This is a genomic window from Clostridium sp. AF50-3 (genome assembly GCF_003477445.1).
Taxonomy (GTDB): domain Bacteria; phylum Bacillota; class Clostridia; order Lachnospirales; family Lachnospiraceae; genus Otoolea; species Otoolea fessa.
The window spans coordinates 13,437-28,192 of the sequence record NZ_QUDH01000020.1 but is presented as its reverse complement, the minus strand read 5'-3'; the positions used below and the strand labels follow the sequence as shown (position 1 = coordinate 28,192).

The window sequence follows — 14,756 nt, the reverse complement described above, 5'->3', positions numbered from 1 at the left end:
TTGTCGAAATGGCAAAAGGAATAATCACAGAAGAACAGGTAATTCAGCATATCCGGACTCATATGGATATCTGGTGCAAAAACTACGGGAGCCACGTGTTAGAAAAGCACGTCAATATCCCGGAAAAGACTCTGTTGAGCCGTATAGGTACAACGGAAAATAATCACTTTATTAAAAGCGTCTCGTCATTTTACGACGAGACAGATGGGCGGCAGATCATGGACCTGCTTCAAAGAGCGTTGGAGAGTGAAGCCAAGTACATTGCGAAATGGTGTAATTATAGCAAACGCGCATGGCTCGGTTTGAACTTTTACGGATTGCCAGATGGTATTACCGCTAAAGCGTGCCGGTATGACGCACTCAATCAGGTCTTCCCGGTAAGCCGTTTTGTCATTTTCCTATCCAAGCGGGAACAGTACCCGTTTTACTTGGAAAATGCTTACCCAGTATTTGACCAGGATTAACCGTACGGACAAATATAACAGAAGGCCGAAATATTTCCGACCTTCTTTTTCTTACGATTTTGTTTTGTGTTTCTGGCTCACGGCCCATTCTGCAAATTCTTCCGCCGTTTTATCAGCGTCCTTTTTATCTTTTGCTCCGTGGATCTCTAAATCCAGTTCCTCATAATCAAATGTATTATCAAAAGTCTCAGGCATACGCTTCATATGAAACCCTCCTTGATGATTGTATTGCGATCGTTTTTCCTTCTAAAGATATTATACGAAATTTTTTGCAAAAATCCAACATAAGAAAATAATTTCTCATTTTGTTTCCATTGACGGATGAAATAAATTACGGAAAAGCGTCTTCAAGACGCTTTTTCTTCGATATCCACATAGGACGCCATCATCATACCCATTAACACAATCACAATTGCCTGCGTAATCGGAACAGAGATATTGACGAAAGAAGCAGCAAAATACGCTAAAATCCCGGCCGCGCATGCAGATGATATCCCGTTTTTACCAGAGCGCAACACTCGCGCGCAACACGAGAATACCCAGATAAAGAGAGCGCAGCATCCAAGTAAACCGGCCGCAACCAAGTATTGCAAAAATTCATTATGCGGAGAATCAAAGAACACCCCGGTAGACCGGATCATGTCTTCGTATCTGATTGACCGCATCAGATTGCCAAATGTTTCCAGACCGGTCCCGAAGCATTTTTGAAGCCAGTTCAAATGCCTGTATTCCTCCAAAGCCGCACGCCAGATATAGCCACGATGTGCACCCCAGGCATCCGTCATGACAAAATACCGTCCAATCATCGGTACAGAGCTAAAATCCCTGCCGGCAAACGCCATAGCGATCAGTCCTGCACCGGTCAGAGCCAAGCAGGCAATCAAGCAATAGAAAATCCGGACGCATAATGATCCGTATTTCCATGAACCATCTTCATGCCGGCTGGACCAGTACATTAAAAACGTCAGACACAGTAGTATGGGGAGAGAGTAATACGAATGAAATTGGCTAAGGTTTAGCAGAATACTGCCGGTCACATCCACCGGAAGATCCGGACATGCTGACAGGGAAAGCCCGGAGCAAGATAGTGCCACAACCACGCATTCCAGCAACATGCAATATGCCTGCAATCCGCCGGATGTACGCCACGACCAATATGGCAAAACCAGGAACAACATCATAAGTCCTAATGCCGCATTGTCCGATCTGCCATAAATCAATGCAAGCACGGAAACAAAAAAAACGGCCGGGTATAGGATCCTGGAACACGTATTATGACAGGATCCGGCGCCATCCGCGCCCTTACGCGGCATTGTCCCGGCAAAAACAGTCATGCCAGCTGATACACCTGCGACCAATAAAATGGCAGCGGTATAAGTATTGATGTTTCCGTAAGAAGAAGAAAACATGGTTTGCTGTTCCGGTTTTACACGGCCAATCCAGCCGAAGATATCCATACCGAAAAAATCCGTAATTCCCCATACCGAAGAAATGATACCGCCCAATAAAAACAGATGGATCGGAACCAGATTCATGTGCCAGAACCGGCTGATGCAAAAATACGTAATCCCATACAGGACCCACATAAGAAGTCCCTGATATCTGCCATCCGTCCCAAAAAAGACGACTTTCACATTCCCCGATAAAATCATTCCCACAGTGGCACTGCAAAGAAAGATCAGTAGTAGCCAGTCCGTTTTCATCAGCCGGCATCTTTGTCGGATCACGCCGCGCTCTTCCCTTGGAATGCGACATAAAAGCGTAAGCAGGAGTCCTGATAAATAAACGCCGGTCACGCACAGAAAGAAATTTCGCCGATCCCGTAGAATATGAAAGTAGCAATTTGTACTGTAAAACGGGAATACCAGCAACATCAAAAATAAATACACCTGTGTGATCCGGTGCAGGCTGCGCAGATAAACGTCATGCGTCAGATCACGGTCTTGAAATAAAAAATTATTCAATGTCTTCATGATGACCTCCTTACTCTCAGTATGTCACATGGTATCTGAGGCTGTTTTTGCGGATAACACTTTTTGGTCAAAAGTACGCAAAATTTGCAATACATCCTCCAATACAATTGCCGGATTTTTTATCTCCAGCGCCTAACGGACGCCAACTTGATTTTTATATTACTTTGAAGCGGCGACATTCCCATACTGAAAGGGTAAAAACAAAAGAAAAGGAAAGGAGAAAGAACAATGAAAAATGATGAATTAGTGAAATGGGGTGATGAGTTATACAGTTACCCCAACCAACTCGGTGCAATCAAAAGATCGTATCGATATTTAGTTGGAAGCGGGACTGGCATGACTGGATTCATCAGGAAATTGGAAGCAATTCCTGACATTCGGTACAAACCGGGTTCGAGATCCAGCTGTGTGCTGTACCGCGCTGAAGCAGTGTATGACTTGTTCAAATCATACGCTGCCACAGCGAAGGTACTCGCAGCGAGACGGATTGGAAGTCTGGAAGAATTAGTCTTCCGGATGGAAGATTCAGAATGCTGATCCGCTCTCCCAGATAAAACTGCAGGCAGATGGATAACTTGCTTCCACCTGCCTACAAAAAGGCAAACATCGTTTTTCATAACCGGCGGATAACTTGCTTCCGCCGGTTTTTTGTCGCTTTTTTGAGCTATTCGCGCTCCGGCTCGTCCGTTTCGCGGCTTTCTATTGCTTCGCCGGTATGAATCTCGTCCATCTGATATTTTTCATACAGATGCTCCATGCGAAGTTCGTAAGCCAGCGTATTTTCTTCAATACCATTTTCACGGCATTCTTCCTTCAATGCTTCCAGTTCTCTCATAAACTGTTCGTTCAGTGCGATGGCATTCTCCGCGATCGCGCGCTGTTCCGCCTTTTTGTGTCTGCTGCTATATACAGATTCCAACCCATTAAAGAACGTATCCATATCACGGATACCGGAATGCTCCGGATCTACCGAGAATACGGACATCAGCGCTTCCTTAGACAGTCCGCAATCCCGTCCGAGGCTATACACCTGCATGATGCTTTCCATGTATTCCTTTTTGTAAGCCTTTTCCTCCAGCGCAGCAGCCTTCTCAATCTGTTTGGATGCCTTAATCTGCTCTGCGTTCACCCCCATGCTTAAAACATTGATCGCCTCCGTGATCACGGAAGGGTAAACCTCGCCATTAAATTCCGCATAGCCATTTTTAAAGGATTCAAATTCTTTTTTATTTGTTTCATCTGACGCCATTTTTCTGGAATGCTCAAAATAGTCCGGATCGTTTAAGTAAACCTCTACGATTTTTCTTGCATTGGGAGCTGCGATCCCGTTTCCACGCAATAACTGATAGCAGTTTAAGAGGAGCGTATCGGCTTTCTCGGACACGCTGTGCAGGTTTTCTGTTTTCTTGCTGCGGATATCCGCATCGATCATACCACGGTCCGTGTTCAGCGCCTGGAAGGCCGAACCCGCAGCGGCCAAATTACCATGACTGATTTTTTCCAGATACGGAGTAATGCTGCGGCGGAATCCGTCACGATACGTAAAGACTTTATCCGTTCCCACCACGCCTGCATTCTCAAGGCCTGTTCCTTCATCTTTTGCCGCCAGCTCCATATTTGCTGCTGTGCGCGCAAAAAGTGGCAACCCGTCATTGATATAATCTTCATAGTCAGATTCCACTTCATCTGCGAAGGTGCCGCAGTAATGTTCATCATAGTCTTCCGGTTCTACCCCATAATCCTCCTTCAGCCACTGCTTGAACGTCTTTTTTGCTGCCAGGTCAGGCACAGCAAACCCCGATGCGACGATCTCTGTTTCGTCCTGGTCAACCCATGACATTTCCCATTCGCCGGTCACCTGATTGCGCCGGTACAACGCCAGGTCATGGTTTACCTCCCAGCCGCTGCTTGCGACATATTCCCCTGTTTCATCATCATGTCCGAACCAGTATCCGGGCTGCAGTGTAAATCCGTGATAATCCGTATATGACGCAGCGCTGCGATTCTGTTTTAAAATAATCATAAATATCTCCCTTCCCGGCTACGCCGTGTGTATTTTCTTTTTTGGGCATATCAATGTCAGTATGTGATATTTTTCCAAACCTTACATCAGACTTTTCAACACACTCCCTTCGGATCAGTTTCACGTGAAACAAAACGGCAAATATAAAGAAGCATTTTATCAAACGATAAATTATGCACTTCCCGCAAGCCCGCATCGGCATACACCATTGCTTCGGAAACCCTTTATATAAATGCGTCTTCCAGACGGTTTTACAGGAATTGCCGTTTACAAAACGATAAATACTTCTTATAATATATGGTACATAAAGAAAAATGGAGGCAGTCATGAAGAAGCGTTTACCAACTGACCACATTATTACGATCATCAACCAAAAAGGCGGGGTCGGGAAAACATCAAGCTGTACCCTGATGGCAACGCTGCTTGGATTAGCAGGTTACCAATGCCTTGTGATCGACAACGATTCCCAGGCAAATACCACGGCGACATTGTTGCCGGACATTGCGTCCGTCACCAAAAGCATTGTTGATATTTTCAGAATGAATACACCGACGGCGGAAGAGGTGGCCGCTTGCATCTACCATACCCCATATCAGGGAGTTGATCTGATCCCATCCAGACCGGAACATCAAAGAACGGATGATTATTTATATTCTCTCCTTGGACGTAAGGCGATCCACAAATTGTTAAAACGGGCCATCAAGCAGGTGGAAGAACACTATGATTACATCTTGATCGACACACATCCGGATCTCGGTGGTTCTGTGCAGAACGCACTCTGCTGCAGCGACTACGTTCTGATTCCGGTAAAGCCGGACGGCTATTCTTACCAGGGCGTTACTCCCATTATCAATCAGGTTCTGGACATTGCATCAGACGAAGATTTAAACCCGGAACTTCAGCTGCTTGGGGTTTTTTTGACTTGCGCAGAACCCCGGAATGCCGCATACCGCAAATTTTATTCCTATTACCAAAACACATTCGGGGACGATTTTATCCCCGTGAGCGTCCGCTTGGACCGTTCCGTATCCGCCGTATGCAATTTCCTGATCCCACTGCCATACCTACTCGGATCATCCGATTACCAGGCTGGCAGCTCCTGGAAAGCAATCTACGACTATATCGAGCTGATGAAATATACGGAGATTATAGGAGATGAAGACTATATCATGTTGCGAACGACCTTTGAGATCCTGGAACGAAATTTGGCGGTACACATACCATCCAGTGCATACGATAATCCATACATAGCTCACATCACGCCGATATCCGGATTGAGCGATGCATGCGCTCCATACGAAAACCATCCCTTTATGACGTATTCCGCCATGCTGGATATCTTAAACCAGCAACAAGAATTATGCGACCGCATCCAGCACTGTCTGTTCACCGTAGGCGACGCAACTAGAAATATTCGGTACTGCTCAGAAGACAGTGCACTAGCGAAAAATATTCGTTTGTAAGGATTGCCGCCTTAAAACCGGCACAGGAGGTATAGATATGGGAAAAATCAAAAACCAATTCAATATGGATCGATTAAACGCAGTATCCGGAGGTGCGATGCCTTCCGCAAAACAGGCGCTGTTAGAAAAGAAACAGCTTGACCAGAAGAATGCCTACGAAATCCTTAACATTCCAGTGGATCAATTACAGCCCATGTCTTACAACCGGGAAGTATACGAAGTTGACGATTTGGATTTTCTTGGTGCCACCATCAACCAGTATGGCCTGGCTCAGCCCTTAGTCGTCCAACGTCAACCAGGATCCGACAAGTATAACATCGTTGCCGGTGAGCGTCGCTACCAGAGCTATTTAAAAAGCAAAGCGGATGGAAAAGCCGCCGGATTATATCCAAACGGGCTTCCATGCCATGTATATCCGGAAAACATGAGCCCGGTGGATATTAAAATTATGCTCTTAATCACCAATGCAACTTCCAGGGCGCGTACTGCCGAAACGCAGAGAAAGGAATTGCAGGAATTAGTTTCCCTCTTCAACGAAGCGGAATCGTCTGGAACCAAAATTGGATTTTCTTTAAAAGAGCTGGCTAAAAATCATTTAAAGATTGCGGAACGCCAATATCAGCGCTACATGAGTGCACTGCGTGTCATTCCGGAATTAAAGCAGTTTACAGATGTGTCCGACGTCATTTTAGCCGCTGCCATTGGTTCCAAGCCGGAAGACGTACAAAGAGAAATTTATGCATACATGCAGGAACAACATTGCTCCATCGAAGAGGCGCATGAAGCGGTCAATGAAGAGTACGGAGCGTACAGGCAGCAATTACAAGCACTTCGTAAACAGGTCCGCACCCTACAGCATGAAAAACAGCAATGGCTTAACCAAAGTCGTGCGCAGGATACCACGACTCCTGGTAAAGCGGAGGAAGCGAAATCAAATCTAACGCGATCTACAAAGAACCTGGAGAAAACCAGGAAAGAGTTGAACAGACTACAAGCTGATGCTGGAAAAATCATTCACTCTGGCATACAAAAGAGATTGCGCGAAAAAGAACCTTCACGCATGGCGTCAACCCCAATATCAGCTACAGAAGCTCAGAATTGTCTTTCCATTAAAGATGCCATTCGCCAAATGAATGCCGGACTTAATTCAGTTGGATTGCAGATGAAAGCCTGTGATGAAGAATCCATAGAACAACTAAAACTAATTCGCGATCGAATAGATAAGATCATCAATGTTATTGAGCCTCAAAACCAATCAATTTTTTAATAAATTTTACTTTCGTAGAGCCTTGTTTTTTCAGGGCTCTTTTTATATATGCACACGCAAAATGAGAGCGAAGCTTATTTTTTTGAAAGAGATTAAAAAAATTAAAGACATAAAAGAAATCAAAGACATGGCAGAATGAATTTCCGAAACCTTGATACCACAAAGGCTCCGGGGAACGGCCATGCAGGAAATCTTCTCGGAAACGGATAAAAAAATCACATAATGCATAAAAAAATATTGGATTGCAGATAATAAAACGGAAACGTGGAAAAAAGGAATAAAATGCAGATTTTTTTCTAAGTTATCCACAGGCGTGAGATGCACGATAGAGAGATAAATGGACAAAAAGCAGCCAGTATGTTGCCGCAAAATGAAAGAAACAAGTATAATGTTCCGAAAAAATGTTCTTTTGGGGATTAAGTGTGAAAAGAAAACACGAGAAAAGCCCGCGGTGAGAGACGCGGGTCATACGAAGAATTATGCGGTTACGGTTTTCATCTGACACAGCTCCATGACGATTTTCCGGATCATACCGCCAAGAGATTTTGTTTTATCAACAACAAAGTTAACCATATCAGACAGCATGTAATTTTGGTAGTACAAACGGAGCGCATCGATTACAGTATCAATACCGAAATCCTGGGCGATGGTCAGACAATCATTTTTTACATCGCTCGTAAGATCTAAAAGAGGGAGCATCGTGGTCTGGTGCATCGGGTCGAGACAATCCCACAGATTGATATGATGCTGCCATAAATAACTGGCATTCCAGGAATGGATCATGTTATCTTGATAAATATCCGTATTGATATCACGAATGATGTCATTGATTTCATCGATCTCATCAAAGATTGCCCGTTTTGCCTTAATACGAACCTGCTGTTTAATCTGTTTTGCGTCATAATTCTGCTGTAACTTAATACAAATGGATTTTTTGAGATCCGGATTTACACGCTCGAATAAAGACCCGAAGCTTCCGTCCGCATCACAGGCTGCCTTGATGTCACATAATCTGCTGGATATGGGAAAGCTCATAGCGATCTCATGAAGACCAATGCGTACACGATCAACAATTTTGGACGCGCTAAAAGTCTGCTTGGTTGCAAAAACGATCATCGCGGTCAGTGAAGCACGTAAAACAGCGATGGCTTTAGCCCCCAATAAAACCTGCAGCAAGTCCCGATTGCAAACGAAATAGCCCTTGCCGCCTTCACCGCGACGCTTATACATATCACCAATGTTTAAGATCTGCACGGAAACATATCCAGATTCCGGACGTCCGGTTACCTGAATAAAATTGCCCTGTTCCAGGATATCAAGGGAGCGATATACTGTTTTCGTTGTGCAGGATAACTGATCCGCAAGGTCATGGACAGATAAAAGATCCGTGAGACCAGTATTGGAATTCGCATAAAACTGTAGCATAAGATAAAGATTTACTTGCGAGACCAGATATCTCTCACGTACATTCTCAGCTTTTTGAATGGTACACTCGCGGCCTACAAGTTCAAGCCCGAGCATTTTTGCTACCGCCGCATTCGAGATATTTGCGAATGTTTTCATGCGAATCCCTCCTTTCCTTTTGATGTATCACCAGTTTATCCCAACGATTTTGATTTGTAAATACCGCCAAAAATCGCCCCATTTTTCACGAATCGCTCCAAAAGTCCACGTTTTTAGCGACAAAAATGGGGTTTCGCTCCAAAAGTCCGCATTTTTAGCGACAAATTTATCGTTTGAGTGAGTACTGCTCTTGAAATCGAATTCGAAAAAAAAATAATTTCGGCATATTTACGGACGAATCCCAAAAAAGCCAGTTTTTGATCTGAACCAACATCCGAATTGCGCTAAAAGTCCACATTTTCAGCGACAAAAATGGAAATTTATCGTTTCGATAATCCTACCGGGATCATAGCCAGGAAGCACCCAATATCAAAAACAGACGCTAACAATCGTTTTGCTTTAAAAGTCCACGTTTTTAGCGACAAAAACAGGGTTTTGCTCTGAAAGTCCACATTTTCAGCGACAAAAATAACTATAGAGCGAACGGATGGTCTACGAACAAATATTCGCCTAACAATCGTTTTGCTCTAAAAGTCCACATTTTTAGCGACAAAAGTGAGTATACAAGTCCAGAATTTAAACGACATTGTGCAAAATGCACAATACAATGTGCGATAGTAAGTGATTATCACTAAATATCACGAAACATCGTTTCCATCTGCACTTTCGCATATCAAGCGGGACCATGACCTGCCCACTTAATATTTAATCCAGATTCCCCATCTTGTATTTTTCATCTTCCAAATCCAGGGCACAATATGCAGCACGTCCCTTGGCGTGGAACAGATCCGTCAAACACAATAAGCTTAGCGTCATTCATCTCAAGACAAATGTTATGAGTTTCCAAATTCTTCTGCAAACTGGATAAAACCATATTGCCGGATATAGGTTAAGTCAGCCTGGCTGAGGATGCTTCAAATTGATCTAAAAGTCCACGTTTTTGGCGACAAAAATATAGGTGGAAATTATCAGGCGCATCGCACGAACTATGGCATATCGATATCTTTAAAAAGAATTGCTCCAAAAGTCCACGTTTTTAGCGACAAAAAATCTGCGTGACCAGCAGCTCGTATCACGAACTCCTATCGGAATTGCTCCGAAAGTCCACGTTTTTAGCGACAAAAATACAGGCAGAATTCACCAGGCCACATCGAACAAACTATGGTATATCGATATCGTAAAAAAGAATTGCGCTAAAAGTCCACGTTTTTGGCGACAAAAATAAACGCAAATGATAAAACACACGAAAATCCCGATAAATCCGTATGGTCAATGGCCCGTATCACGAACCTCTATCGGAATTGCTCAAAAAGTCCACGTTTTTAGCGACAAAAATATAGGTGGAATTATGCCGATTAAATCCGACGGATTATGGTACACAAGCATCCTAAGAAAAAATTGTTCCAAAAGTCCACGTTTTTGGCGACAAAAATGGACGTAAACGATAAAAAACATGAAAGTCCGACGGACCCATGAGGAAATCAATCCGTATCCTTGGCATGCTCCCGAGTTGCTCCAAAAGTCCACGTTTTTAGCGACAAAAATACAGGCAGAATTTACCGGGGCACATCAAACAAACTATGGTATATCGATATCGTAAAAAAGAATTGCGCTAAAAGTCCACGTTTTTGGCGACAAAAATGAACGCAAACGATAAAACATACGAAAATCCTGATAAATCTGTATGGTCAATGGCCCATATCGCGAACCTCTATCGGAATTGCTCCAAAAGTCCACATTTTTGGCGACAAAAATATAGATGGAATTACGTCAATTAAATCCGACGGATTACGGTATACAAGCATCCTAAGAAAGAATTGCTTCAAAAGTCCACGTTTTCAGCGACAAAAATGAGTCAAAACGATAATTAAGGGCAAATAAGCCAAAAAGTGTTATCCGCAAAAATCGCATCCATACATATCGCACATACTGCTAAATATAAAGCTGCAACGCATGCTTCTGCCTTGACGGAATGCGTCGGCTTCGTATAAAATAGCGACAGGGCAATATAATAATAGAAAGCGAGGCGTGAGGAGTGGAGGACAAATTCTTAACCGAAGGTATTTTAAACCAGTTTGTTAAGACGATCAGCGAAGATATCCCGATTCTGCTGGCAAGCTTGTGCAAGGATTATTTCTGCGTAGATGATGAAGTCACGAAAATCGTCGAAGACCATTTGCTGGAACGCATCTATCTAACGGACTCTACCTATTACGAAAAAATCAAAACACCGGAACAAAATGTCATGAAGGCATTAGAAAGAAAACGACGTTATCAATTAAAACGTCTGTTCGAGGACCTTGACCACGACCAAGAGAAGGCGTTAAGTGGAAATCCGACTACGAGCCTTGGATCCCCGTACAGCCAGTTTACCCTGATGATCATGTGCGATGCGACTGGTATGACCACAGAAGAAAGTGTTGAGATCGTCGCATCCAAAATTGAAGCATTCCGCAAACTGGTAAGCGATCAGGATTACGGAAAAAAGTCTCAGACGCAGATAGAATTCCACGGCTTTTACGAATACCCATACTTCACGTTGTTGTCGGCTGATAATCGTCGAAAAGCTGAAAAATTCCTGCGCATCGACCTTGAGGAATTTATTTTGTGTTGTTCTACATCTCCGAAATACAATCAATACGTTGCTTATCCGGCGGACAGCGTTGGACGTGGGTTTTACGGCGAAGTCATTCGCAGCAAAAAAGAAGATACAGAATATGAAGTTGTAACATCCCAGTATTTACGGGACACGTTTTTCCCGGATGAGCAGGGAATTAACCACGTAAAAATTATCTCTAAAAAGCCGTGGGACTTAAAAGATATGGATCTGTTCGGGTATCTCTGCACAAAGGGTGTGACTGAGCTTTTAAGAAGCGGCATTGGAGGAAAACCAACTCTGGAAGTTAGAGGCACGATTAGAGAACTCTGTAAAGTGGTTTCACCGGAAGCAAAGTCGTACGGACAGAAATCATACACCTTAGTCCAAGCCCGCCTCGGAAACATGATCGATACAAAACTGGAAGCAATCACAGCGGACGGGAGACAGATTATTCAACAGCTTTTTGACCGCGTTATCATAGACAACCCCGCACTCAAAAAAACGGAAACCTCGAAACGCGAAAAACAGGGTGGTTATTACACGCTTCGAATCGGATGGAGTTTAACCGAGGATATCTTATCGCATCGGCTATCTACAGTTATTAAAGCGCGCATCTCCGAATTAAAAAATCCAGTCAGTGTAATACTTTATGCACCACTCAAAAAGGATCGCGCCGTAGACCTGTGCATGTGTAATCGCGATAGCCATGAATATTCCATCATTGACTTGATGCTCCTGTACCGGCTGGATGCAAGACGTAAAGCAACCAGGATTGAGAAATTTTCAGAAGTCTTCGAGGAAATGAAATCGAAAAAACTTCTAATCAAAGAGTACACAGTGGTGAATTCTAAATTCATCATCACATGGATGCCGCTCAGTCTGGAGGAGAAAAATGATATCCGGGTTCTACAAAAGGGATCAGATGCGGTCATTGATGTAACTGCGACTGAAACACCCATTGAAACAGAAAAGAAGATTAAGAATAAGAAAGCGACCTGAGAGAGGCCGGAGCTGATCAAGCTCCGGTCTTTTTGTGCCAAAAAGTGTTATCCGCAAAACCAGATGATTTCACAAAACTGGTACATACTGTAAAAAATGAGAGGGAGGTTAATCACATGCCATTGTTCTTCTTGCCGCAAAAAAAAGGAATAACAGATCATACTGGGAATGCATTAAAGAACTCTGGAAATGATGTCATGTGCAAAGAACTGTTCGTGCAGGATACTCTTGCAATGTATACCGCGCGGTTTCTGCCGGAGCAGCCGGCAAATTACAAACCGTGCGGAGATAGTCCGGAAGCCGGACTGAAGGTGCTGGCCGGGGCATTTCTTGGTTCCTGCATGGCGTCCGATGACATTGTGAAAAAAAATCGTGAGCGAAAACATGCAGTAAAATGCAATGGTAGCAATATCCATGCACTTGCTGTCTGGATGGCCCTAAAAGAGTTGAAACGAAAGAATGCGTCAGTCGATATGCTGCCTGATATCTGCCGTCAGACCGTAAAAAAATGTAGCAAAAAATATAATGTTCTCTGCGACAGTGCTTCCGGTTTTGACAGTGCGCTGGCGATTGGTGGATGCGTAGCCGGAGCATTTTCTGATGATCCGAAAGAAGTGATCCGGATGGCTGCTATGAGTTCCTATCATCTGTCCTGGCATCCGGAGGGAATGCGCGGCAGCATCGTTTCGGCTGTGTGCGTGTGGATGGCGCTCCATCAAGCTACAATCGAAGAGATCACACGATATGCCTGTAATCATTACGGAAAAGATACTGCGCCGGTGGAATACTGTTTTTCGCATGGCCGTATTACCGTCGACATGACCATGGATGATCTGCTGGGAACTCCATCCTATCAGCTTACGGATAACAGTTGCATCATTGTTGTTCCGGAAGCGTTGTTTAACCTGATTCATTCTGACCGGTTCACATCCGCAATCCGCACCGCACAAACATATCCGTGCGACAAGCAAAGCGTACCATCATTAACGGGAGCGTTAGCCGGAGCGTTGTACAATGGTGTTCCCGGGGAACTCCTTAAAAAATACAAGGATCATTTCCCGGTCGAATTACGAGCCAGACTCGCACCGTAACAAAAATATGACCCCAGCATAAGGCTGCCGGAGTCATATGAGTCAGCAGAAAATCTGCATTTTGATCATTTCGAAAAGCCAGGTGGAAAAAGTAGTCCCCTGGTTTTTCTGCTCTTCGGACACTTCCGTCTGGAACATGCGATAAGCCTTTCGCATGCTGATTCGTTCTGGTCTCCCGTTTTCGTAATAACAGAATCCATTTCTCATTTGGTCTGACTCCTTCCTGTTCGCATAGTGCCTGCCTGCGCGTTCTGGTTGGCCAACCATTCCTGCTTTTTTAAGTAGACTACCCGCAGCTTATCACAAATCTGTATTTTGCTTTCCAGCCTGCGTCGCATTTTTTGATAAGCGGAATCGTCAAACCGATCACCCAGGTAGTCATAAACCATCGCAGCATACGGAGCCAGTCTGTTGCCACATGCACGGTATAGTTTTTGGTACTTCCGGGTCATTTCTTCCGCTCTTGCAATGATCAGCGAACAATAAAGCTGTGGATCCTGTTCATACAGCCCACAAAAGCTGACTATCTTTTCCCCATCCGGCGTATTGATTTGCATGCCGGTATTCGTAACCGCCAATGCGTCTGCTTCTTCTTGGCTCAGCCATACCGCGGATTTTTTTGATGTCTCCCCGATTGGTGTTGGCACAATCCCGTAAAATTTCAAGATCCCGGCGCAGGCTTCCTCATAGTTTAAAGAATTTTGAATTCGGAACAGTTCTACTTTGTTTGCTGACAGTCCGCAGCTCCAGCATTTCCAATACTCCCCATCCCTGGAAGTCATGCCGGAACCATTTTTCCCGGAACCGGATCCGCAGTTTGGACAGATGTAACTTTTCCTGTTTCTCGCCAGCGGTAAAAATCCAGGTTCCAGATACCGGATCGCTGTCATATCATATTTCGTCATCACACATTTTCTCCTTTCGCAATTTCTTATCGTTTTGTCTACAGTATGGATTCTGGCATTGTAAATTTCAGGCCAAAAAAAATTAACGACTCAAAACCCGGTAAAATGGTTTTGGAAGTTTATATTACGTATTAGAGTGTCGCAAATTTTTTATACATGGACAAGAACCTCGGTAAAATAAGAGTTTGCAGCCACTCAGATGGAAACGGAAGTTTATATTACGTATTAGAGTGTCGCAAGTGCTTTGCGGTTTTTTAAATGTGGTGAAAAAAGAAGGGCAAAAATCGGAAAATAAGGGCTTTTTTATCTCCGATTTTCGTAAGTGGCGACTGAGATTTTCTGTTTGTGAAGGAAACGATCTGGATGACAGAAACATAAAAAAATGAAAAGAATAGAGAAGTTAAAGACG

Annotated in this window: 11 protein-coding genes; 6 read left to right on the top strand and 5 right to left on the bottom strand. The window is 43.9% G+C overall.

Going from position 1 to position 14,756, the window contains the following annotated elements; genetic code table 11:
* Positions 1-8 precede the first annotated feature (8 nt).
* Positions 9-464 (top strand): RNase A-like domain-containing protein, encoded by a 456-nt coding sequence (locus tag DW085_RS16415; RefSeq protein WP_118493762.1) that lies wholly within the window; start codon positions 9-11, stop codon positions 462-464.
* 51 nt (positions 465-515) lie between these two features.
* Here DW085_RS16415 and DW085_RS19250 read toward each other — a convergent pair whose 3' ends face one another.
* The gene (locus DW085_RS19250) at positions 516-668 is read right to left on the bottom strand and encodes a hypothetical protein (RefSeq protein ID WP_182430915.1); all 153 of its coding nucleotides are present in this window, start codon (positions 666-668) and stop codon (positions 516-518) included.
* A 143-nt stretch (positions 669-811) separates the two neighbouring features.
* Positions 812-1,921 carry an O-antigen ligase family protein gene (locus DW085_RS16410; RefSeq protein WP_182430914.1) on the bottom strand — a complete coding sequence of 370 codons (1,110 nt, stop codon included), beginning with the start codon at positions 1,919-1,921 and terminating at the stop codon, positions 812-814.
* Positions 1,922-2,665: 744 nt separating this feature from the next.
* Between DW085_RS16410 and DW085_RS16405 the strand changes: the two genes are divergently transcribed.
* Positions 2,666-2,974: a hypothetical protein gene (locus tag DW085_RS16405; RefSeq protein WP_118493757.1), complete on the top strand. Its 309-nt coding sequence runs from the start codon at positions 2,666-2,668 to the stop codon at positions 2,972-2,974.
* A gap of 127 nt (positions 2,975-3,101) precedes the next feature.
* On the opposite strand, the gene DW085_RS16400 is transcribed toward DW085_RS16405, so the two are convergent.
* Positions 3,102-4,460, bottom strand: coding sequence for a hypothetical protein (locus DW085_RS16400; protein ID WP_118493754.1), 1,359 nt, complete (start codon positions 4,458-4,460; stop codon positions 3,102-3,104).
* A 326-nt stretch (positions 4,461-4,786) separates the two neighbouring features.
* On the opposite strand from DW085_RS16400, the gene DW085_RS16395 reads away from it, so the two are divergent.
* The gene (locus DW085_RS16395; protein WP_182430913.1) at positions 4,787-5,923 is read left to right on the top strand and encodes an AAA family ATPase; all 1,137 of its coding nucleotides are present in this window, start codon (positions 4,787-4,789) and stop codon (positions 5,921-5,923) included.
* A gap of 37 nt (positions 5,924-5,960) precedes the next feature.
* Positions 5,961-7,190: a ParB/RepB/Spo0J family partition protein gene (locus tag DW085_RS16390; protein ID WP_118493749.1), complete on the top strand. Its 1,230-nt coding sequence runs from the start codon at positions 5,961-5,963 to the stop codon at positions 7,188-7,190.
* Between the two features lie 477 nt (positions 7,191-7,667).
* Here DW085_RS16390 and DW085_RS16385 read toward each other — a convergent pair whose 3' ends face one another.
* Complete coding sequence (locus tag DW085_RS16385) at positions 7,668-8,753, bottom strand: HTH domain-containing protein (protein WP_118493746.1); 1,086 nt, start codon at positions 8,751-8,753, stop codon at positions 7,668-7,670.
* A 2,035-nt stretch (positions 8,754-10,788) separates the two neighbouring features.
* Between DW085_RS16385 and DW085_RS16380 the strand changes: the two genes are divergently transcribed.
* Positions 10,789-12,351 carry a hypothetical protein gene (locus DW085_RS16380; RefSeq protein WP_118493743.1) on the top strand — a complete coding sequence of 521 codons (1,563 nt, stop codon included), beginning with the start codon at positions 10,789-10,791 and terminating at the stop codon, positions 12,349-12,351.
* Positions 12,352-12,548: 197 nt separating this feature from the next.
* Positions 12,549-13,442, top strand: coding sequence for an ADP-ribosylglycohydrolase family protein (locus tag DW085_RS16375; protein WP_182430912.1), 894 nt, complete (start codon positions 12,549-12,551; stop codon positions 13,440-13,442).
* A 203-nt stretch (positions 13,443-13,645) separates the two neighbouring features.
* Here DW085_RS16375 and DW085_RS16370 read toward each other — a convergent pair whose 3' ends face one another.
* The gene (locus tag DW085_RS16370) at positions 13,646-14,347 is read right to left on the bottom strand and encodes a hypothetical protein (RefSeq protein WP_118493738.1); all 702 of its coding nucleotides are present in this window, start codon (positions 14,345-14,347) and stop codon (positions 13,646-13,648) included.
* Between the last annotated feature and the right edge of the window lie 409 nt (positions 14,348-14,756).

What these genes read in the sequence shown, in the direction of transcription:
- DW085_RS16410 (WP_182430914.1), bottom strand. Translation starts at nt 1,921, where the DNA reads ATGGATATCTTCGGCTGGATTGGCCGTGTAAAACCGGAACAGCAAACC.
- DW085_RS16395 (WP_182430913.1), top strand. Translation starts at nt 4,787, where the DNA reads ATGAAGAAGCGTTTACCAACTGACCACATTATTACGATCATCAACCAA.
- DW085_RS16390 (WP_118493749.1), top strand. Translation starts at nt 5,961, where the DNA reads ATGGGAAAAATCAAAAACCAATTCAATATGGATCGATTAAACGCAGTA.
- DW085_RS16375 (WP_182430912.1), top strand. Translation starts at nt 12,549, where the DNA reads ATGTGCAAAGAACTGTTCGTGCAGGATACTCTTGCAATGTATACCGCG.
- DW085_RS16385 (WP_118493746.1), bottom strand. Translation starts at nt 8,753, where the DNA reads ATGAAAACATTCGCAAATATCTCGAATGCGGCGGTAGCAAAAATGCTC.
- DW085_RS16400 (WP_118493754.1), bottom strand. Translation starts at nt 4,460, where the DNA reads ATGATTATTTTAAAACAGAATCGCAGCGCTGCGTCATATACGGATTAT.
- DW085_RS16405 (WP_118493757.1), top strand. Translation starts at nt 2,666, where the DNA reads ATGAAAAATGATGAATTAGTGAAATGGGGTGATGAGTTATACAGTTAC.
- DW085_RS16370 (WP_118493738.1), bottom strand. Translation starts at nt 14,347, where the DNA reads ATGACGAAATATGATATGACAGCGATCCGGTATCTGGAACCTGGATTT.
- DW085_RS16415 (WP_118493762.1), top strand. Translation starts at nt 9, where the DNA reads ATGGCAAAAGGAATAATCACAGAAGAACAGGTAATTCAGCATATCCGG.
- DW085_RS19250 (WP_182430915.1), bottom strand. Translation starts at nt 668, where the DNA reads ATGAAGCGTATGCCTGAGACTTTTGATAATACATTTGATTATGAGGAA.